A 20,627-nucleotide genomic window follows, 5' to 3' on the forward strand; every position below is an offset into this window, starting at 1 on the left:
GAGCCTGGCCTGGCACGCGCGCCGAGGGATGAGGGCGCAAGCGCGCGGTAAGGCGAACCATCGGTCAGCCCTGCGCGGCGGAAGGGCGGCGCGCCGCCAGCAGCTCGCGCAGCTCGGCCTTCTCAGCCTGGCTCAGCGTGCCTTCGCGGTGCTTGGCGGCGAGCGCCTCGCGGCGCAGCGCGGCGGCCTGGTCCTCCATCCGCGCCAGGGCATCGAGGAATTCCGCGCGTTGCGCTTCCGGCTCGCCCACCGCGGTGGCCGCCATCAGCTTCTGCAGCGAAACGTATTCGGTGCGTTCGGCGAAATGCTCCACCAGCGTGGCGGGGTGGATGCCCGGGCGCGCGCGCGCGATGTCGAGCAGTTCGGCCAGCAGGCCGACGCCGGGCCGGTCCAGGCGCAGGAAGCGGTAGGGCGGTTCGACCTGGTCGGCCAGCCCGGGCTGCGCCAGCAGCAGCGCGATCGCGCTGCGCACCAGCGAGCGCTGCACCGCCACCGGCCGCTGCACGGCCCGATGCGTGGCCGGTTCGGCCGGCACGTTGGCGCGGGCGCCGGTGCGCTTTTCCAGCTCGTCGGCCATCAGGTCGCGGAAGGCGCCGTCGGGCAGGCGCGCGATCAGCGGCCGCGCACGCTCGGCCAGCCGCGCGCGGCCGTCGAGGCTGGCGGTGTCGACGTCGCGCGCCAGTTCGCCGAAGAAATAGTCCGACAGCGGCGTGGCAGCCTTCAGCCGCTGCTCGAAGCCATCCTTGCCTTCCTTGCGCACCAGCGTGTCCGGATCCTCGCCGTCGGGCAGGAACAGGAAGTAGGCCTGGCGCCCATCGCGCAGGCGCGGCAGCGCCGCCTCCAGCGCCTTCCAGGCGGCGGCGCGGCCGGCGCGGTCGCCGTCGAAGCAGAACACCACGTCGGGCGCGGCGCGGAACAGCACCTCGGTGTGCTCGGGCGTGGTCGCGGTGCCCAGCGTGGCCACCGCGATCGGCAGGCCCGCCTGGTGCAGCGCGATCACGTCCATGTAGCCCTCGACCACCACGATGCGCTGCAGGCTCGCGTTGGCCTGCTTGACCTGCCACAGCGCGAACAATTCGCGGCCCTTGTGGAACAGCGGGGTCTCGGGCGAGTTGAGGTATTTGGGGCCGTCACTTTTGCGCGCGTCCTGCGCGCCAGAATCGAAAACCGGCGATCCCTCGCCGGGCTTTGCAAGGACTCTCCCACCGAAAGCGATGACCCTTCCCCGGCGGTCGAGGATGGGGAACATCAGCCGCTCGCGGAAGCGGTCGTAGCGATGGCCGCGCTCGCCGGTCGCCACCATGCCCGCCTCGGTCAACAGCTGCATGCGCCGGTCGCTGCCGCCCAGCGCCTTGATCAGCCCGTCGTAGCCGGCCGGCGCCCAGCCCAGGCGGAAGTGAGCGATGGTGTCGGCGTCCAGGCCGCGTTTCGCGCAGTAGGCCTGCGCCTCGGCGCTCCTGGGCAATTCGTTCTCGTACCAGCGCGCGGCGCCGTCGAGCAGTGCGTAGAGGTCGCTCTTGTCCTCGCGCGGCGCCGCCTCGCGGCCGCCCTCGCGCGGCACGGTCAGGCCGACCGACTGCGCCAGTTCTTCTACCGCGTCGGGAAACTCCAGCCGCTCGTAATCCATCAGGAACTTCACTGCGCTGCCGTGCGCGCCGCAGCCGAAGCAGTGGAAGAACTGTTTGGTCGGACTGACGTAGAACGAGGGCGTGCGTTCGTTGTGGAACGGACAGCAGGCGGTCCACTCGCGCCCGGCCTTCTTCAAGGGCACGCGCCGCTCGATCACGTCGACGATGTCGACCCGGGCAAGCAGTTCGTCGATGAAGCTGTCGGGGATACGGCCGCGCATGCGGCTAGTTTAGAGGTTGCGGGATGTCGGCGGCGCCGGAGGGTGCGGCTGGCGTTCGGCTGGACCGGCAAATGCGCCTGAGATCACCGCCAGGCATTCTCCCGCGACCGCCGCTGCCGGGGAAAAACGTGATGCCGGAAGCCGCTCCCGACGCTCGGTTCCCGTCCCGCCCGGGGCGCGGCGCCGTCGATCCATAACCTCGGTCCGGCGGCGTTCGACCAGGGTGTGCGACCGACGCGATCTGCACCACGCGTGTGATTGCGCACGGCCTCGGAGCGGGGTGCTCGGCTAGCCCTGACCCGGAAACGACGCTCGCGGCCGGCCAATCCGCAGGGCGCCGTGCCGGCGCGCCGGGGGAACGGCGCGCGCTACAGGATGTGGAACACGCCGATGACCGCCAGCAGGGCGATAAGGAACAGGATCAGGAAGATCGCGAACAGCACCTTGGCGATGGTCCCGGTGAGGCCCGAGATGCCGCCGAAACCGAGCCAGCCGGTGACCAGCGAGATGATGGCGAAGATGATGGCCCACTTGAGCATGCGGCTTCTCCCTGGTCGTGCGGCCGGGGCGGAGGCCTCCGGTCCGGCGATGCCGGGCCGTTGTAGGCGATCGGGCGTGAAAGCTGCGCATCAGCTCGCTGTGCGCTGCGTGACGTTCGTCTGCCGTTCCCTTTCCGGAGGGGCGGTGCGATGAGCGGGCTGCGGGAAACGGCTGCGGGCCGTGCTTCGATCCTCTCCCTGGGATGGAGAGGAAAGCGGAGGCGTCCGGCGCTCAGCCGCCCAGACGCGCCTTGATGCGCGCGGAGACCTGCGCCATGTCGGCGCGGCCGGCCGCCTGCTGCTTGACCGAAGCGACCACCTTGCCCATGTCGCGCGGCGAGCTGGCCCCGGTCTGCGCGATGGCGGCGTCGATCAGCGCATCGACCTCGGCCTCGGACAGCTTGGCCGGCAGGTAGGCTTCGATCACTTTCATCTCGGCGCGCTCCACGTCGGCCAGGTCGACGCGGCCGGCGGCGTCGTACTGCACGATCGAATCGCGCCGCTGCTTGAGCATCTTCTCCAGCACCGCGAGCGTCTGGGCGTCGTCGAGCTCGATACGCTCGTCCACCTCGCGCTGCTTGATCGCGGCCAGCATGAGCCGGATCACCGCCAGCCGCTCCTTCTCGCCACCGCGCATGGCGGCCTTCATGTCGTCGCTGATCCGCTGCTTGAGGCTCATGGTCTCATCTCCGGAAATGCGAAAGGCCGGCGTTGCCTCTGCGGCAACACCGGCCCTTGGGATGTGGCGGCCGTGCCGCCTGGAAGATCTCCTTGCCGCGCGCTGCGCTGCGGCGAGGTGGATCAGTACATCCGGGTCTTGCGCGAAACGTCGCGCGAGAGGCGGCGCAGGTGGCGCTTCACCGCAGCGGCACGCTTGCGCTTGCGCTCCTGGGTCGGCTTCTCGTAGAACTCGCGCTTGCGGGTCTCGGCGAGGACGCCGGCCTTTTCGCAGGTACGCTTGAAACGGCGCAGGGCAAGCTCGAACGGCTCGTTCTCGCGAACTTTTACGCTGGGCATGAAAACTCCGGGTGGTAAACTGGCCCGCCAACCTGGCGCGCCTTCAGAATAGGGCGAGCCGCGAAGTATAGCGTGCATACCAGCCAACTTTCAAACCCGCTCGGCAAGCCCGTTCTCGGCGTGGAAACCTCCTGCGACGAGACCGGCGTGGCGCTGCTGCGCTGGGAGCCCGATGAGCCCGGCCGCGGCCTGCTCGCGCACACGCTCTACAGCCAGATCAAGCTGCACGCCGACTACGGCGGCGTGGTGCCGGAGCTGGCCAGCCGCGACCACGTGCGCAAGCTGCTGCCGCTGGTACGCGAGGCGCTGGCACAGGCGGGCCTGACCCCGGCCGATCTCGGCGGCGTGGCCTATACCGCCGGGCCCGGCCTGGTCGGTGCGCTGCTGGTCGGTGCCGCCGCGGCGCGGGCAATGGCCTGGGCGCTCAACGTTCCGGCGATCGGCGTGCACCACATGGAAGGCCACCTGCTGGCGCCGCTACTGGAGGCCGATCCGCCCGAGCCGCCGTTCGTGGCGCTGCTGGTTTCCGGCGGCCACTCCATGCTGGTCGAGGTGGCCGCGATCGGCCGCTACCGCATCCTCGGCGACACCCTGGACGACGCGGCCGGGGAGGCCTTCGACAAGACCGCCAAGCTGATGGGCCTGCCTTATCCGGGCGGGCCGGCGCTGGCCAAGCTGGCCGAGCAGGGCAGGCCGGGTGCGTTCCGCTTCTCGCGCCCGATGACCGACCGGCCGGGACTGGACTTCAGCTTCTCGGGCCTGAAGACCCAGGTGCTGCTCGCCTGGCAGCACTCCGACCAGTCCGACCAGACCCGCGCCGACATCGCGCGCGGATTCGAGGAAGCCATCGTCGAGACGCTGGTGATCAAGTGCCGCCGCGCGCTGGAGGCCAGCGGTACGCAGCGGCTGGTGATCGCCGGCGGCGTCGGCGCCAACCGGCGCCTGCGCGACACGCTGGCGGCAGCCGGCCAGAAGGATGGATTCCGCACGTACTTCCCGCGGCTTCAGTTCTGCACCGACAACGGCGCCATGATCGCGCTGGCCGGCGCGATCCGGCTGGCGGCGGGGCAGGGCCAGGACGAGGCGGTGCGCGTGTCGCCGCGGTGGGACCTGCAATCCCTGCCGGGAATAGGGAATCGGGAATAGGGAATCGTTCAAAGCCGTTATCCTGCTTGCCAGGGCGAAGCGCCTTTACGATTCCCCATTCACCATTTCCTATTTGCCCTCATGGACATCGTTTTCATCGAAGACCTGCGCATCGACGCAGTGATCGGCATCTACGACTGGGAGCGGCGGGTGCGCCAGACGCTCGCCTTCGACATCGAGATGGCCTTCGACAACACCGTACCGGCGGCCAGCGACGACATCGCCCATACGCTCAATTACAAGGACGTGTCCAAGCGGCTGATCGAGTACGTCGGCGGTTCCAGCTTCGGCCTGGTGGAGACGCTGGCCGAGCGCTGCGCGGCGATCATCCGCGTGGAGTTCGGCGTGGCCTGGGTGCGGCTGAAACTCTCCAAGCCGGGCGCCGTGCGCGGCGCGCGCGCGGTGGGCGTGCGCATCGAGCGCGGCACGCGGCCGTGACGCGCGCCTATCTCAGCCTCGGTTCCAACCTGCAGCCACACCGCTATCTGCGCGCCGCGCTGGGCGAGCTGAAGGCCCGCTTCGGCGAGCTGACCGTATCGCCTACCTACCGCAGCCGCGCGGTTGGCTTCGACGGTCCGGATTTCCTCAACCTGGCGGTCGGGCTGGATACCGACCTGTCGCCCGAGGCGCTGAACGACTGGCTGCACGCGCTGGAGGATCGCCACGGCCGCCGCCGTGACGTGCCGCGCTATGCCGACCGCACGCTGGACGTGGATCTGGTGCTCTACGGCGACGCGGTGATCGAGGGGCCAGGCCACCTGCAGGTGCCGCGCGACGAACTGCGCCACGCCTTCGTGCTGCGGCCGCTGGCCGACATCGCGCCCGACGCCCGCCACCCGCGCGACGGCCGCCGCATGGCCGATCTGTGGGCCGCGTTCGCGCAGGAAAGCGAGCCGCTCACGCCCGAGCCGCTGCCCTGGCCGTAGCCGCTGCGCCACTGTCGCCGTGCCGATGCGGATGCTAGAAAGGCGCCTCGTATCCATGGATCGAGGGGGAAGGCTTATGGCAGGCAAGTTTGCGCGCAGCTGGTCGTTGATGAAGGCGAGCGCGGCGATGCTGCGCTCGGACAAGGCGCTGTTGGCTTTCCCTTTGCTGTCGGGCATCTGCTCGCTGGTGGTGGCGGCCAGTTTCTTGGTGCCGGTGGCGCTGGCGGTGCTGGCCGACGACACCCATCTGGCCGGGCAGGACCATCGCTGGTCGCCGGTCACCTGGCTGGTGTTCTTCGCCTTCTACCTGGTGCAGTACTTCGTCATCGTGTTCTTCAACACGGCGCTGGCCGGCTGTGCGCTGCGGCACCTGCGCGGCGAGCCGACCAGCCTGTCCGACGGCCTTGCCCTGGCGCGCTCGCGCTGGACCAGCATCCTGGGCTATGCCTTGATCGCCGCCACGGTGGGCCTGTTCCTGCGCGCCTTGCAGGAGCGGCTGGGTCTGATCGGGCGGCTGGTGGCCGGCCTGCTCGGCCTGGCGTGGACGGTGGCGACCTTCCTGGTGGTGCCCGTGCTGGCCAGCCAGGACATCGGACCGGTCGATGCGGTCAAGCGCAGCGTGGAGCTGCTCAAGCGCACCTGGGGCGAGAACCTGATCGGCAACGTCGGCCTGGGCGCCGCGTTCGGGCTGATGACCTTCCTCGCCTTACTGATCGGCGTCGTGCTGATCGGCGGCGCGGTGGCGTTGCATTCGCTGCCGGCGCTGGTGGTGGCGGTGGTTGTGGTGGTGGTCGCCATGGTGCTGCTCAGCCTGGTGCAGGCCTCGCTGCAGGGCATCTATGCGGCGGCGCTGTACCGCTATGCCGAGGTCGGCCAGGCGGGCGCCGGTTTCGACCAGGCGCTGCTGGAAAACGCTTTCCGCACCAAGAAGTGACGGCTAGACCGCCAGCGTACGGCCGCCGTCCACGCGGATGATCTGACCGGTGACGAAAGGCGCGTCGCGCAGCAGCCACAGCACAGCGGAGGCGACGTCCTCCGGCGTGCCGGCGCGCCCGAGAGGCGTGCGCGCCAGCAGCGCGGCGCGATCGTCGTAGTCCTTGCCCTCGGCCGGCCATAGCACCGCGCCGGGGGCGACGCCGTTGATGCGTACCTCCGGCGCCAGGTCTTGCGCCAGCGTGCGCGTCATCGCGGCCAAGGCGGCCTTGGCCATGACGTACACCGGATGGCCGGCAAGGGCGCGCTCGGCATAGATGTCGACCAGGTTGACGATCGCGCCGCGCGCCGCGCGCAGCGCGGGCAAGGCTGCCTGGACGAGAAAGAACGGCGCCTGCGCGTTGGAGGCGAACAGTTCGTTCCAGTGCGTCGGCGTGACGCTGCCGATGGGCGTGGGATAGAAGGCCGAGGCATTGTTGACCAGCGCATCGAGCCGGCCGTAGTGCGCCAGCACGTCCTCGATCAGCGCGGGCAGGCGCTCGATCGCGGCCAGGTCGGCCTGCACGCCGAGCGTGCTGCCGGGGCGTTCGCGTTCCAGTTCCGCGCGCAGCGATGCCGCCTCGCCGGCGGAATGGCGGTGATGCAGCGCGATGTCATAGCCGGCTGCGTGCAGGGTGCGAGCGATGGTCGCGCCGACGCGGCGGGCGGCGCCGGTGACCAGGGCGACGGGGCGGGCGGGCTCGGTGCTCATGCGGCGAGCTTGCCGCAAAGCGGGCGGGACGTCACCGATCCAGCGGCGACACGCCCGCGTCGGTTTCCTGCGCAGAGTCGGCCGGCGTCGCCAGCGGCTCGGTCTGCACCAGGCTGCCGCTGCCGAACAGCTCGATCGCCGTGCGTGCCACGTTGCGAGTGTCGTACCAGGCGTAGGCGCCCACGCCGGCGGCGCCGACCACCGGCAGCCAGCGCGAGATGCCGGCGCCCACCGCGCGCTGCGACAGGCTGATGCCGATGCGCCGCGCCACCCGCTCGGCCACCGTGGCGGAAAGCTGGCGGAACAGCAGCCGGTCGCCCAGGCGTACCACCAGGTCGCGGAAGGCCTGCGCGGCGGTGTGGCGGAACAGACACCAGAGCATCTGCTCGCGGCCGAGGCTGGCGTGCTGCCCGTAGGCCGCGGCGATGTCGCTGACCATCTGTGCCTGGATGCGCCAGATCGCCACCAGCTCGGGCAGCACCGTCAGCCATCCCAGCGGACCCGGCGGCAAGGCCAGCGAGCCGGCGGTCAGCGCCGCCTTGCGTGCGGCCTGGCGGGCCAGCTCCTGCGCCTTCGCTTCGGGGTGGAGACCGCGATGGACCTGGCTATCCGGAATCTGGCTGGCGAAATCGAGGATCGCCGTTGCGATCCGGCCATGATCGGCGGTTGCGGGCACGGCGGGAATCTGGATCGGCGGCTTGGCCATGGTCGGTCCTTCCAAGCGGAGAGCGCCAGTGTGGATGGGCGGACGTGAATGGGCCGGAAGGCAGCGCCCATGACTTTTGGTGCAGACCGAACGCAATGTTATAATATACTATTACAGATCTCTTTTCGCCCGACGGAGCCACGATGAACCACACCCTGCTCGCCGCCAGTCTTGCCTTGGCATTGGCCGCTCCGGCCTTCGCCGACGACACGGCGACAGCGCCCACCGCTCCCCCGCAGGTGCGCCAGCTGGGCACGGTCGACGTCAGTGCCGCGCTGGACCAGTCGCGCAACGCGCTGTCGCCCGATACCGGCTCCAGCCAGTACGTGATCGATGAGAAGGCGATCCAGCAATTGCCGCTGGGCGCGTCCACGCCGCTCAACCAGGTCGTGCTGCAGGCGCCTGGCGTGGTGCAGGATTCCTACGGCGGTTTGCACGTGCGCGGCGACCACGCCAACCTGCAGTACCGCATCAATGGCGTGATCATCCCCGAATCGATCGCCGGCTTCGGACAGGCGCTGGATGCGCGCACCGTGCAGACGGTGAAGCTGCTCGATGGTGCCCTGCCGGCGCAATACGGCCTGCGCACCGCCGCCGTGGTGGACATCACCACCAAGAGTGGCCACCAGCTCGGCGACGGCGGCAGCGTCGGCGTCACCGGCGGCTCGTTCGGCATGCTCAACCCGAACGCCTCGCTGTGGGGCAGCAACGACCGCTGGAGCTACTTCTTCACCGCCAACTACCTGCAGAGCGACGTGGGCGTGGAGAACCCCACTTCCAGCCGCAAGCCGATCCACGACCGGACCAATCAGGTGAAGGGTTTCGGTGACGTTTCCTATCTGATCGACAACGACACGCGCCTGAGCCTGCTGTTCGGGGTCAGCAACAACCGCTTCCAGATCCCGAACAATCCCGGGCAGTCGCCACAGTTCGGCTACCTGGACACCGTGTCCTTCGACTCCGCCCGGCTCGATGAGCGACAGCGCGAGAACACCCGCTTCGGCGTGCTTTCGCTGCAGGGCAAGCTGGGCGCCACCGACTACCAGGTGTCGCTGGGCCAGCGCTATTCCAGCCTCCGGTTCACCCCCGACATCGCCGGCGACCTGATGTTCAACGGCGTCGCCTCGACCATCGACCGCAGCAACCGCGCCAGCACCCTGCAGGCCGACTTCGCCACGCCGCTGGGCGACAGCCACACCCTGCGCTACGGCGTCTACGGCAGCTTCGAGCGCGCGCCGAGCCGCAATGACGCCTATGTGTTCCCGACCGACGCCACCGGCAACCAGGCGAGCACGACGCCGATCCTCATCGCGGACGGCAACCGACTGACCGCCAGGACGTGGTCGGCCTACCTGCAGGACGAGTGGAGCATCGGCGACAAGCTGACGGTGAACTACGGCCTGCGTGGCGACCGCTACCATGCGTTCCGCACCGAGAGCCAGCTCAGCCCGCGCCTGGGCCTGGTGTACCAGGCGACCGACAGCACCGTGCTGCACGCCGGCTACTCCCGCTACTTCACGCCGCCGGCGACCGAGGCGATCACTACGGCAAATATCGAGAGGTTCGATGGAACGACCAACGCCTTGCCGCACGCCGGCGACAACACGCCGCTGAGCGAGCGCAGCGATTATTTCGATGTCGGCGTGCAGCAGCGATTGGGCCCACTGACCCTGGGCCTGGACACCTATTACCGCAAGGTGCGGCGCCTGCAGGACGAAGGCCAGTTCGGCGCCGCGCTGGTGTATTCCACCTTCAACTACGCAAAAGGGCGGATCAAGGGCGTGGAGTTCACCGCCAACTACGACAGCGGCCCGTTCAGCGCCTACTTCAACCTGGCAGCCAGCCAGGCGATCGGCACCCACGTCATCACCAGCCAGTACAATTTCGACCCTAGCGATCTGGCCTACCTTGCCGACCACTACATCTTCCTCGACCACGACCAGGCGTATTCCTCCTCCGGCGGCCTGAGCTACGCGCTCTCGGACAAGACCCACGTGGGCGCCGACTACCTGTTCGGCAGCGGCCTGCGCAAGGACGGGAGCGTGCCCAACGGCGCCTCGCTGCCGGACTACTTCCAGCTCAACCTGAGCCTTTCGCACGACTTCAGCTTGGGTCACCTGGGCGACCTGCACACCCAGCTGGCGGTCATCAACGCACTGGACCGCACTTACGAGCTACGCGACGGCAGCGGTATCGGCGTGGGCGCGCCGCAGTTCGGCCCGCGGCGCGGGGTGTATCTGAGCCTGCAGAAGGATTTCTGAGCGGGAGCGCCTTCCCGCGCATGAGCCGAGGCCAGCGTGGCGTCCAAAACGGGATGCCCACGCCGCATCGGCTACCCTGTGCACCTTTTGCACTAGCCGCGACCCATGGCCTCCCGACTCCCTGATCCCGGCGCCGACGAGCGCGCGCATTCCGAACGCCTGCTGCAGCTGCTGCGCACGCAGATCGCCTCGCAGGGACCGATGCCGTTCGCGCAGTACATGGAGCGCTGCCTCTACGCACCGGGCCTGGGGTACTACAGCGCGGGCAAGACCAAGTTCGGCGCGGCGGGCGATTTCGTCACGGCGCCGGAACTCGGTGGCCTGTTCGCCCGCTGCGTGGTCAACGCGGTGCAGCCGGTCATGGCGATGCTGGGCGAGCAGGCGGATTTCCTCGAGCTCGGCGGCGGCAGCGGCGCGTTCGCCGAGGCCGCGCTGCTCGCCTTCGCCGAGGCCGGCGTGCTGCCGCGCCGCTACCTGATCCTGGAACCCAGCGCCGACCTGCGCGAACGCCAGCGCGAACGGCTCGCCGCCGCCCTGCCGGCCGGGCTCAACGCGCGCGTGGCCTGGCTGGACCGCCCGCCGGAGGATGGCTGGCGCGGCGTGCTGTTCGCCAACGAGGTCGTCGACGCCTTGCCGACCACGCGCTTCACCCTGCGCGCCGGCGAGGTCTACGAGGAACACGTGGCGCTGGATGGCGAAGGCCGGCTGATGCGCACCGACCGTCCGGCCGATGTGCTGGTCACCGGCGCCGTGCGCCACCTGGAGCGCGACCTCGGCCGGCCGTTCGAGGACGGTTACCGCTCCGAGGTGCTGCCGCAACTGCCGTACTGGATCCAGGCGGTGGCCGGCTCGCTCGAGGCGGGCGTGATGCTGTTCGTCGACTACGGCTACGTGCGCCGCGAGTACTACCTCGCCGAACGCCGGGACGGCACGCTGATGGCGCACTACCGACACCACGCGCATGCCGACCCACTCTATCTGCCCGGGCTCAACGACCTGACCGCCTCGGTCGATTTCACCGCGCTGGCGGAGGCTGGCAACAGCGCCGGTTTCGGAGTGGCGGCGTACCTGCCGCAGGCGCAGTTCCTGCTGGCCAGCGGTCTGCAAGGCGTGTTCGAGCAGGCGCACGCGCAAGCGGCCGACGATTTCGCCCGCCACCGGCTGGCGCAGGAAGTGCGCCGGCTGACGATGCCCGAACAGATGGGCGAACGCTTCCAGGCCATGCTGTTCGCGCGCGGCCTGGAGGTGCTGCCGCTGGCCGCCGAATTGCTGGCCGCCGATCGGGGCGGGCGGCTCTGACGTCGATCCCTCACGCACGCGAGGGATCGACCGCAAACGCTACGCGTCCGAATCCGGCCAGCCCTGCGCATGCCGGCGGGCCAGCGCGGCCAGGCTCGCCACCTGTTCGGGCGAATCGTTGAGCGCAGGGATGTAGCGCAACTCCTTGCCACCGGCGGCGAGGAAGAAATCGCGGTTCTGCATGGCGATTTCCTCCAGCGTTTCCAGGCAGTCCACCGCGAAGCCGGGGCAGGCCACGTCCAGCCGCCGGACGCCCTCGGTGGCGAGCTGGCGCACGGTGGCGTCCGTGTAGGGCTGCAACCACGGCTCGCGGCCCACGCGCGACTGGAAGCTGAGCAGCAACTGGCTCGGGTCCAGCCCCAGCCGCGTGCGCAGGCGGTGCGCGGTGGCCTGGCACTGGTCCAGATAGGGATCGCCCAGCCGCACGTAGCGCTCGGGGATGCCGTGGAAGGACAGCAGCAGCTTTTCCCCGCGGCCGTGCTCGTCCCACCAGCGCTCGATGCGCCGGGCCAGCGCCTCGATATGCGCCGGGTCGTCGTGGTAGTCGTTGACCAGCCGCACTTCGGGTGGCCAGCGCAGGCGTTTGAGTGCATCGGCGACGGCGTCGATCACCGATCCGGTGGAGGTGGCCGAGTATTGCGGATACAGCGGGACCACCAGCAGGCGCCGGACGCCCGCCGCCTGCAGCCGTTCGATCTGCGCCTGCACGGAAGGCGCGCCATAGCGCATCGCCAGCGCCACCTGCGCCTGTCCGTCCAGTTCGGTCGCAAGCGCCTGGGTCAGCGCCTCGCTGAGCACGCGCAGCGGCGAACCGGCCGAGGTCCAGATGCGCGCGTACGCATGCGCCGAACGGCGCGGGCGTATCGCCAGGATGACCCTGAGGATCGGCCACCAGAGCCAACGTGGATAGTCGATCACGCGCCGGTCGGACAGGAACTCGGCCAGGTAACTGCGCAGTGCGCGCGGCGTGGGCGCCTCGGGTGTGCCCAGGTTCACCAGCAGCACGCCGGTGGCCGGGGCGCCAGCCTGAACGCCGCGGTCAGGGGCGGTGCCGGCAGGGCCGGTATAGTGGCTGGGCTGTGGCATCGAACGGACCGGTGGCGCGCGGGCAGGCGGTGGAGTCTGCCACAAGCCGTCGGTACACCCTCACATCCCTGTGGAAGGAGCACCCCATGTTCAAGGCATTGCGTCGTTGCTCGCTGCTCGCACTGGCCCTGCTGCTGCCGGCGATGGCCGTGCATGCCGAGGACCCGCCGCTGGTGCGCTCGCAGAACGCCGTGCGCGTGCTGCGCGAGGTCATGCAGGCGCCGGACAAGGCGATCCCGCAGGACCTGCTGAAGAACGCCAAGGCGATCGCGGTGATTCCCGACATGGTCAAGGCAGGGTTGATCTTCGGTGGCCGGCGGGGCGAGGGGCTGATCTCGGTGAAGGGTCCGGACGGCGCCTGGTCCAACCCGAGCTTCATCACGCTCACCGGCGGCAGCGTGGGCTTCCAGGCGGGCGTGTCCTCGACCGACGTGATCCTGGTGTTCCGCACTCAGCGCGGGGTGGACTCGATCGTCAACGGCAAGTTCACCATGGGCGCCGACGCGGCCGTCGCGGCCGGCCCGGTCGGTCGTACTGCGACTGCCGCCACGGATGAGCAGATGAAGGCGGAGATCTACTCCTACTCGCGCTCGCGCGGCTTGTTCGCCGGCGTGGCGCTGGACGGCTCGGTGCTACGCATCGACTACGACGCCAACGCCGCCATCTATGGCGCGGGCGTCACGCCGCGGCGCATCTTCGAAGGCGGCGTCGCCAATGTGCCGGGGCCGGTGGTGGACTTCCGCGACCAGCTTGAGGAGTACACTTCGCGTTGATCCGCATTGCCGGCATGTTGGGCGGCAACGCTACGTTTTCGGCTCAGTCCGTCAGAGGTTCGCAGTCATGGGTCTGGACAGTTTTTGGCATTGGATCATCCTGCTGGTGGTGGTGCTGGTGATCTTCGGCACCAGCAAGCTCTCCAAGATCGGCCCTGATCTTGGCAACGCCGTGCGCGGCTTCAAGAAGGCCATGCAGGGTGACGACGAGGAGGAAGAGGCCAAGCGCAAGTCGCAGGAGCAGCTGCGCGCCGACCCGCCCGCGCCGGAGGGCGCCGCCAGCAAGGCGCGCGACACCAGCCAGACCAAGTAAGCGCGCGGTGGCGCGGCGATGATCGAGATCAGCTTCGGCAAGCTGCTGTTGCTTGCGCTCATTGCGCTGCTCGTGCTCGGGCCGGAGAAGCTGCCCGGCGCGGCGCGCACTGCCGGAGCGCTGGTGCGGCGCGTGCGCAACAGCTGGGAAAGCGTGCGCGCGGAGGTCACCCGCGAACTGGAGATCGAGGAGATCAAGCGCGCCGCGCGCGAGGCGGCCACGCGCGCCGAGGCGGCGCAGGAGCAGATGAATGCCACCGCCCGCGAAGTGCGCGAGGCGGTCGGCGCGGTGGCGGCCGTGCCGGCATCCGAGCCCGCGGATGAGCCGATGCGCCTGGCCGGCGGACCGCAGGCCGCGCAGGTCGAGGACGCACCGATCGACGAGCCGCCGCCCGAACGCGATACCCTGACCGGCGACCTGTTCGCCGACGACCCGCAACATGCCCCGGTGAAGGAACATCCGCATGGCCTCGCCTGAGCCCGAGCCGCAGCTGGATCTGCAGCAGGGCCTGTTCTCGCACCTGATCGAACTGCGCTCGCGCCTGCTCAAGGCCTGCGCGACGGTGCTCGTCGTGCTGGTGGCGCTGATTCCTTTCGCCAACCGGCTTTACTCGCTGCTGGCCGCGCCGCTGGTGGCCCGGCTGCCGCAAGGTGCGCACCTGATCGCCACCGAAGTGGCCAGCCCGTTCATCACGCCGCTGAAGCTCGCCTTCTACACCGCGCTGTTCATCAGCATGCCGGTGATCCTCTACCAGCTGTGGGCGTTCGTCAGCCCCGGCCTGTACAAGCATGAGAAGCGGTTGGCGCGGCCGCTGCTGGTGGCGGCCATGGTGCTGTTCTACATCGGCTGCGCGTTCGCTTATTTCCTGGTGCTGCCGGCGGCGTTCCGTTTCCTCACCGCGGTGACCCCCGCGGGCGTGGAGATGATGACCGACATCACGCATTACCTGGATTTCGTGATGCTGATGTTCTTCGCCTTCGGCCTGTGCTTCGAGGTGCCGGTGGCGGTGGTGATCCTCGCGGCGGTGGGCGTGGTCGACGTGGCCAAGCTGCGCAGCGTGCGCCGCTACGCGGTCGTGGGCGCGTTCGCCATCGCCGCGGTGATCACGCCGCCGGACATCACCTCGATGATCATGCTGGCCGTGCCGATGTGCCTGCTCTACGAGCTGGGCGTGCTGGCGGTGCGCTGGCTGGTGAAGCCGCGCGAGGCCGCGGACGAGTCACGCGCCTGACTCTGCCCCAGGGAGGGGAGTCCCGCGATTACTGCGCCGCACTGGCGCGATGTCCCAGTGCCAACCCCTTGAGGATGTTCAGCGCCTGCGCCAGGGTGTAGTCCTCGGTGGCGAGCTTGGCGTTGGCGGCGCTGCCGTCGTTGTCGATGTCCTTGCCGGCGCCGGCGTTCTCGTTGGCCAGATGATGCCTGAGGTCGGCCTCGGAGCTGATCGGCTCGGGGCCGTTGTCGGCGGGGTTGACGGTGAGGTCGGCCAGGGCGATGTCCGGCTTGATGCCTGCCGCCTGGATCGAGGTGCCGTTGGGCGTGTAGTAGCGGGCGGTGGTCAGCTTGACCGCGTGGTCGGCGTCCAGCGGCAGGACCGTCTGCACGACGCCCTTGCCGAAGGTGCGCCGGCCCACGATCAGCGCGCGGTGGTTGTCCTTGAGCGCGCCGGAAACGATCTCGGCCGCCGAGGCGGTGCCGTTGTCCACCAGCAGGACGATCGGCGCGCCCTTGAGCAGGTCGCCCGGGTGCGCGGCGAACTTGAGGTTCGCATCGGCCAGGCGCCCGCGCGTGGTGACGATCGTACCCGAATCGAGGAAGTCGTCGCTGACCGCCACCGCGGTGGTGAGCAGGCCGCCGGGATTGGAGCGAAGGTCCAGCACCGCGCCCTTGGGCTGGCCATGCTTGGCCGCGTAGTCGGCGAACTTCTTCTCGAGGTCGCCGGCGGTGTCTTCCTGGAACTCGCTGATGCGGATGTAGACGTAACCGGGCTCCAGCTCGCGCAGCTTCACGCTGGTCACCGAGATCTGCTCGCGCACCAGATGCATGTCGACCGGCTTGTCGCTCTTTTCGTGCAGGATGGTCAGGGTGATCTTGCTGCCCGGTTTGCCGCGCAGGAGCTTGAACATGTCGTCGACGTTGTCCGGATCGACCGCCTTGCCGTCGATCTTGACGATGGTGTCGCCAGGCTTGATGCCGGCGCGCGCCGCAGGGGTGTCATCGATCGGCGAGACGATGCGCAGCGTGCCGTCGACCTCCAGCACCTCGATCCCCAGGCCGCTGTACTGGCCGGTGGTGTCTTCCGAGAGCTGCTCCAGGCCCTGCTTGTCCAGGTACTCGCTGTGCGGGTCCAGTCCGCTCAGCATGCCGCTGATGGCGGCCTTCATCAGGGTCTTGTTGTCGACCGGCTCGACGTAGGCCTGGCGGATCACCTCGTACACGCGGCTGAAGTTGCGCACGTCATCCAGGTCGACGCGGTCGGGCGCGCTGGCGGCGGCAGCCGGCGCGCTCGCGGCGTGGGCCGGAGCCTGCTGCGCGTGCAGCGGGGCGAGCAGCAGCGCGGCGGACACGGCGCAGGCCAGGGCACGGGGGAACGGTTGCATGCGATGACTCCTGCGTCGATGGGGTTCGCCGGACGGATGGATTTCGACCGCGCGCGGGGGCGGTCGTTCAAACGCAAGCCTGCGGCCGCAGGAAGGGCGCGTCAACGCCGCTTGGCCAGCCAGGCGCGCGGATCGACCGGCTTGTTGTTGTGGCGCAGCTCGAAATACACGCCGGTGTTGACGCCGAGCAGCGGCGTGGCGGTGCCGATGGTCTGGCCGGCCTCGACCTGGTCGCCCACGCCGTGCAGCAGGCTTTCGTTGTTGCCGTACATGCTCAGCCAGCCATCGCCGTGGTTGAGGATGACCAGCAGGCCGTAACCGCGCAGGAACGCCGCGTAGACCACCCGGCCGCGCGCCACGGCATGCACCTCGCTGCCGCCCTGGGCCTTGATCAGCACGCCGTTGCCGTAACTGACCACCGCGCCGGCCGCAGGCCAGGGCAGGTTGCCGCGGATGTCGGCCTTGCCGCCGGCGCGGCTGGGCGCCGCGGGGCTGGTGCGTGCGTTGCGCTCGGCCTCGCGTGCCGCTTCGTCGATCGCCCGCTGCAACTGGTCGACCAGGTGATCGAGCGACTGCGCGTTCTGCTTCATCGCGGCCAGGCGCTGCGCCTCGTCCTTGTACTTGGCATCCGCCTGGGCGACCAGCTTCTTCTGTGCCGCGCGCTGTGCCGCCAGCGCCTCGGCCTTGCCGGCGCGCTCGGTGCGGGTGGCGGCCAGCGCCTGCTGCTCGGCGGCGATCCGGGCCTCCAACTGCTGCAGGCGGCTGAGCTCGCCCATCAGCTGCGCCACGCGCGCGGCGCGGTCCTGCTGGAAGTACCGGGAATAGGCCAGCGCGCGGGCGATCTGCGCCAGGTCCTGGTCGCCCAGCAGCAGGCGCAGGTCGGTCCCGCGGCCCAGCGTGTAGGTGGCGCGCAGCAGGTCGGCGATCGCGGCGCGCTGGCCGGACAGGCGCCGCTCCAGATCGGCGCGCTGTCCCTGCAACTGCACGAGGTCCTGCTGCTTGGCCGCCACGGCGGCATCGACCTCGCGCAGGGCGTGGGCTGCAGCGGCCAGCGCGTCGGCCTGGCGCGCCAGCTCGGCGTTGGCGCTGTCACGCCGTGCGGCGGTTTGCGCCTGCTCGCGCGCCAGCGCCTCCATCCTGCTGCGCAGTTCGGCCAGCTGCTGCCTGGCCTCGGCCTGCTTGTGGCGGGAAGACTCTTGCGCGCCGACGGGGACCGCGGCGGTCAGAGCGACGAGGGCCGTCAGGCGGATGAGGACACGAAGGGAAGGGGGGCGCATGGTGCCCGATTATCCCCGAAGCAGGCGCGCGGTAGGGCGGCCAGGCCGTGGCGGCCGGCTGGACGAGGCCACGATCGGTCCGGTCGCCGCCGGGAAAGGCCCGGGTCGGGATTTCACGCAAGATGTTCCGCCACGGCCGCCGGAGCGTGGCGGGCTCGACATTCGGACGTCTGGACGGCCACACGGCAGGGTGTCTGCAGGCGCAAAACCTTGCGCGTCAATTTGCCGGATATTGAAGTTAAGTGCTTGTAAGTGATGGCGCAAAGTGGAAGACTCCAAGCCGCAACTCCCCTCGCCCGTCGAGCTGGTGGCGTCGCATCACCCACCCCAGTCCTCGGGCGCGTTGCGCACCCATAATCCGAGGACTTGAGTCATGAAGCCTAACAAGCTCGCTTTCGCGTTGGCTGGTTTGCTGTTGACGCCTCTTGGGACCGTCTTCGCGCAGACCGCCCCAGCAACCCCCGCCGGCAACGCATCTGCCCAGAATCCGCCACCGGACCAGCAGAGCAATCCCCAACAGGCGCAGCAACTGCAGACCATCACCGTCACCGGCTCGGCCATTCCGCGTATCGACGTGGAAACGCCTTCTCCGGTCACGGTGATCACCGCTGCCCAGATCGCGCGCAGCGGACTGACGACGATATCGGACGTCGTCCGCGCGATTTCGGCCGACAACAGCGGTTCCATCCCGAACGCCTTCAGCAACGGCTTCGCCGCGGGTTCGTCGGGCGTGGCGCTGCGTGGCCTGACGGTCAATTCCACCTTGGTGGTGATCGATGGCCATCGCGTCACCAGCTATCCGGTGGCCGATGACGGGGAACGTTCCTTCGTCGACCTCAACACGATTCCGCTGGCCGCGGTCGAGCGCATCGAAGTGCTGAAGGACGGTGCCTCTTCGCTGTATGGCGCCGACGCCATCGCCGGTGTGGTCAACATCATCATGAAGCCCAGCTTCAAGGGCATCGAGGCGACCGCCGACGTGGGCACCTCGCAGCATGGCGGCGGGTTCACCCGCAAGGCCACGTTGCTCGCCGGTGGCGGCGACCTGGAGAAGGACCGCTACAACGGCTACATGAGCGTGCAGTACCAGAAGGACAATCCGATCTGGACCCGGCAGCGTTCCTTCCCGTTCAACACCGGTGACCTGAGTTCGCTCGGCGGACCGGGGCTGGGCGGCCCGGCAGCGCGGGCCGGCGGCACCAACGGCGCCATCATGCCCAGCACCGGCGGGTTGTGGCAGCCGCTGCAGGCCTGCACCTCGGGGCCGTTGGTCACCGATGCCACGGGCAGTTACTGCCGCTTCGACGCGGTCAACCTGTTCGGCCAGCTGCAGCCGGCGATGGAACAGGGCGGCGTGTCCGGACGCTTCACCATCAAGTTGAACGACACCACCCAGGCCTACCTCGAAGCCAGCTACATGGAGGCCAAGACCCAAGCTCCGGGTGGCCCGCGGCCGATCCAGAACAGCACGCCGCACAACACCAATGGGATCACCCTGCCGGTGGGCAACCCGTCCAACCCGTTCGCGGTGCCGGCGCTGATCAGCTACAGCTTCGGAGACATCCCCAGCGGCTTCAACTACAACAATCACAACGCGCGCATCGTGGGCGACGTCCGCGGCCAGTGGTCCGACTGGAACTGGGACGCTACCGCGGTGATCAACCACGCCTGGCTGGACACCACCCAGTACGGCTTCATCAGCTACCAGGGCCTGCTTGCCGCGGTGGCCAACGGCTCCTACAACTTCGTCAATCCCAGCGCCAATTCCGCTGCGGTCCGCGCGTCGCTGGCGCCGGGCTACCAGAAGACCTCCACCACCGATCTGGACTCGCTCGACCTGTCGGCCAACCGCCCGCTATGGGATCTGCCCGGCGGATCGGCCGGCCTCGCCGTGGGCGTGCAATTGCGGCATGAGGCGCAGAACGACCCCACGCTCAACCCCAACTTCGAGTTTCAGGGCCTCGGCAACGCGCAGACCAAGGGCAGCCGCGACGTGAGCGGCGCCTATGCCGAGCTGGACATGCCATTCTTCCAGCAGCTGGAAGTGGATGCCTCCGGGCGTTTCGACCATTACACCGACGTGGGCAACAACTTCTCGCCCAAGCTGGGCATCAAGTACAAGCCGTTTGACTGGGTGGCCATCCGCGGCACCTGGTCCAAGGGTTTCCGCGCCCCGGCGTTCGCCGAGAACGGTTCCAGTTCGACCCAGGGCTTCATCACCTACACGCCGCCGCCGGCCTTCCAGGCGCTGCATGGCGGCAGTACCTACGTGACCGTGCCCTACGGGCTGTCGGAGTACACCCTGGCCAACCCCAACATCAAGCCGGAGAAGTCCAGGAGCTTCACCCTGGGCGTGGTGCTGCAGCCGACCAACTGGCTCAATGCCTCGATCGACTACTACAACATCAGGAAGAGCAACCTGATCGTGCAGGCCGACACGTCGGCGGCGCTGGCCAACTACTATGCCGGCCTGCCGCAATCGCCCGGCGTGACCGTGGTGCCCGACCTGCCCGACCCGGCCAATCCGGCCGCGCAACCGCGACCCGCCGAACTGATCGGTTCCTACCTCAACGCGCAGCAGCTGAAGACCACCGGCGTCGACCTGGACCTGCAGGCCCATTTCGATTTCGCCAACGGCATGCGCTACACCACCGAGCTGACCGGCACCCAGATCTTCCAGTGGAAGCTGAGGCTGCCCGACGGCACCAGCCAGAGCTACGTGGGCACGCAGGGTCCGTACAACCTGTCCTCCGGCGCCGGCACGCCGCGCACCCGCGCCTCGTGGGCCAATACGCTGGAAGCCGGCCCGCTCACGGTCACCGGCACGCTCTACTACACCAGCGGATACAGGGAGATCGCGGCGGACGTGGGTGTGCTCGGCTTGTTCGACGGCGACTGCCTGTCCACCACGCCGGCGGGCACCAACTTCCCGGCGAGTTGCCATGTGGGCTCGTTCTACGACTTCGACCTGACCGGCAGCTACGCCTTCAACGACAAGGTCAGCCTCACCGCGTCGATCATGAACCTGTTCGATCACAAGCCGCCGTTCGACCCGGCCAACTATGCCGGCGCGGGTGCCAACTACAACCCGACCTGGTCGCAGGCGGGCGTCGTGGGCCGCTTCTACAACCTGGGCGTGAAGGTGCGCCTGTAA

19 protein-coding genes and 1 pseudogene are annotated in these 20,627 nt (G+C 69.1%); 11 read left to right on the top strand and 9 right to left on the bottom strand.

The window, feature by feature from the left end; all coding sequences use genetic code 11:
- Window positions 1-64: 64 nt before the first annotated feature.
- The 4 genes from dnaG to rpsU all read right to left on the bottom strand — a co-directional run bounded on the left by dnaG (window position 65) and on the right by rpsU (window position 3,405).
- Window positions 65-1,849 carry a DNA primase gene (gene dnaG, locus VGU03_RS09705; protein WP_327480177.1) on the bottom strand — a complete coding sequence of 595 codons (1,785 nt, stop codon included), beginning with the start codon at window positions 1,847-1,849 and terminating at the stop codon, window positions 65-67.
- Window positions 1,850-2,217: 368 nt separating this feature from the next.
- A complete protein-coding gene (locus tag VGU03_RS09710) occupies window positions 2,218-2,388 on the bottom strand; it encodes a DUF1328 domain-containing protein (RefSeq protein WP_327480178.1) in 171 nt (56 codons plus the stop codon).
- Window positions 2,389-2,620: 232 nt separating this feature from the next.
- The gene (locus tag VGU03_RS09715) at window positions 2,621-3,067 is read right to left on the bottom strand and encodes a GatB/YqeY domain-containing protein (protein WP_327480179.1); all 447 of its coding nucleotides are present in this window, start codon (window positions 3,065-3,067) and stop codon (window positions 2,621-2,623) included.
- A gap of 122 nt (window positions 3,068-3,189) precedes the next feature.
- Window positions 3,190-3,405 (bottom strand): 30S ribosomal protein S21, encoded by a 216-nt coding sequence (gene rpsU / locus VGU03_RS09720; RefSeq protein ID WP_055999514.1) that lies wholly within the window; start codon window positions 3,403-3,405, stop codon window positions 3,190-3,192.
- Between the two features lie 72 nt (window positions 3,406-3,477).
- Between rpsU and tsaD the strand changes: the two genes are divergently transcribed.
- From tsaD to VGU03_RS09740, 4 genes are all read left to right on the top strand, one after another.
- Entirely contained in the window at window positions 3,478-4,551 is a 1,074-nt protein-coding gene (gene tsaD / locus VGU03_RS09725) for a tRNA (adenosine(37)-N6)-threonylcarbamoyltransferase complex transferase subunit TsaD (RefSeq protein ID WP_327480180.1), read from the top strand.
- 81 nt (window positions 4,552-4,632) lie between these two features.
- Entirely contained in the window at window positions 4,633-4,989 is a 357-nt protein-coding gene (gene folB, locus VGU03_RS09730) for a dihydroneopterin aldolase (protein ID WP_327480181.1), read from the top strand.
- Window positions 4,986-5,477, top strand: coding sequence for a 2-amino-4-hydroxy-6-hydroxymethyldihydropteridine diphosphokinase (gene folK, locus VGU03_RS09735; protein ID WP_327480182.1), 492 nt, complete (start codon window positions 4,986-4,988; stop codon window positions 5,475-5,477). The genes folB and folK overlap by 4 nt, the downstream gene beginning before the upstream one ends.
- Window positions 5,478-5,553: 76 nt before the next feature.
- Entirely contained in the window at window positions 5,554-6,411 is an 858-nt protein-coding gene (locus VGU03_RS09740) for a DUF6159 family protein (RefSeq protein WP_327480183.1), read from the top strand.
- Between the two features lie 3 nt (window positions 6,412-6,414).
- Here VGU03_RS09740 and VGU03_RS09745 read toward each other — a convergent pair whose 3' ends face one another.
- A complete protein-coding gene (locus VGU03_RS09745) occupies window positions 6,415-7,161 on the bottom strand; it encodes a pteridine reductase (RefSeq protein ID WP_327480184.1) in 747 nt (248 codons plus the stop codon).
- Between the two features lie 31 nt (window positions 7,162-7,192).
- On the bottom strand, window positions 7,193-7,867 hold the full coding sequence (locus VGU03_RS09750) for a hypothetical protein (RefSeq protein ID WP_327480185.1): 675 nt from the start codon (window positions 7,865-7,867) through the stop codon (window positions 7,193-7,195).
- A 143-nt stretch (window positions 7,868-8,010) separates the two neighbouring features.
- Between VGU03_RS09750 and VGU03_RS09755 the strand changes: the two genes are divergently transcribed.
- Window positions 8,011-10,128 carry a TonB-dependent receptor gene (locus tag VGU03_RS09755; RefSeq protein WP_327480186.1) on the top strand — a complete coding sequence of 706 codons (2,118 nt, stop codon included), beginning with the start codon at window positions 8,011-8,013 and terminating at the stop codon, window positions 10,126-10,128.
- A 105-nt stretch (window positions 10,129-10,233) separates the two neighbouring features.
- Window positions 10,234-11,427, top strand: a complete 1,194-nt coding sequence (locus VGU03_RS09760; RefSeq protein ID WP_327480187.1) for a class I SAM-dependent methyltransferase — start codon at window positions 10,234-10,236, stop codon at window positions 11,425-11,427.
- Window positions 11,428-11,466: 39 nt separating this feature from the next.
- On the opposite strand, the gene hemH is transcribed toward VGU03_RS09760, so the two are convergent.
- A complete protein-coding gene (gene hemH, locus VGU03_RS09765; protein WP_327480188.1) occupies window positions 11,467-12,513 on the bottom strand; it encodes a ferrochelatase in 1,047 nt (348 codons plus the stop codon).
- Window positions 12,514-12,611: 98 nt separating this feature from the next.
- Here hemH and VGU03_RS09770 point away from each other — a divergent pair.
- The 4 genes and pseudogenes from VGU03_RS09770 to tatC form a co-directional block, all read left to right on the top strand.
- Window positions 12,612-13,283 (top strand): annotated as a pseudogene (locus tag VGU03_RS09770) (lipid-binding SYLF domain-containing protein); the annotation flags it as partial.
- 70 nt (window positions 13,284-13,353) lie between these two features.
- Window positions 13,354-13,599: a twin-arginine translocase TatA/TatE family subunit gene (tatA, locus tag VGU03_RS09775; RefSeq protein WP_327480190.1), complete on the top strand. Its 246-nt coding sequence runs from the start codon at window positions 13,354-13,356 to the stop codon at window positions 13,597-13,599.
- 18 nt (window positions 13,600-13,617) lie between these two features.
- Window positions 13,618-14,076, top strand: a complete 459-nt coding sequence (tatB, locus tag VGU03_RS09780; RefSeq protein WP_327480191.1) for a Sec-independent protein translocase protein TatB — start codon at window positions 13,618-13,620, stop codon at window positions 14,074-14,076.
- Window positions 14,063-14,830, top strand: a complete 768-nt coding sequence (gene tatC, locus VGU03_RS09785) for a twin-arginine translocase subunit TatC (protein WP_327480192.1) — start codon at window positions 14,063-14,065, stop codon at window positions 14,828-14,830. Before tatB ends, tatC begins: the two co-directional genes overlap by 14 nt.
- Window positions 14,831-14,858: 28 nt before the next feature.
- Here the strand turns inward: tatC and VGU03_RS09790 are convergent, their stop codons facing one another.
- Together VGU03_RS09790 and VGU03_RS09795 are read right to left on the bottom strand one after the other, a co-directional pair.
- The gene (locus tag VGU03_RS09790) at window positions 14,859-16,196 is read right to left on the bottom strand and encodes a S41 family peptidase (RefSeq protein ID WP_327480193.1); all 1,338 of its coding nucleotides are present in this window, start codon (window positions 16,194-16,196) and stop codon (window positions 14,859-14,861) included.
- Between the two features lie 101 nt (window positions 16,197-16,297).
- The gene (locus VGU03_RS09795; RefSeq protein WP_327480194.1) at window positions 16,298-17,473 is read right to left on the bottom strand and encodes a murein hydrolase activator EnvC family protein; all 1,176 of its coding nucleotides are present in this window, start codon (window positions 17,471-17,473) and stop codon (window positions 16,298-16,300) included.
- A 373-nt stretch (window positions 17,474-17,846) separates the two neighbouring features.
- Between VGU03_RS09795 and VGU03_RS09800 the strand changes: the two genes are divergently transcribed.
- Window positions 17,847-20,627: a TonB-dependent receptor gene (locus tag VGU03_RS09800; RefSeq protein WP_327480195.1), complete on the top strand. Its 2,781-nt coding sequence runs from the start codon at window positions 17,847-17,849 to the stop codon at window positions 20,625-20,627.

The organism is Frateuria sp. (assembly GCF_035944355.1).
Lineage (GTDB): Bacteria > Pseudomonadota > Gammaproteobacteria > Xanthomonadales > Rhodanobacteraceae > Frateuria_A.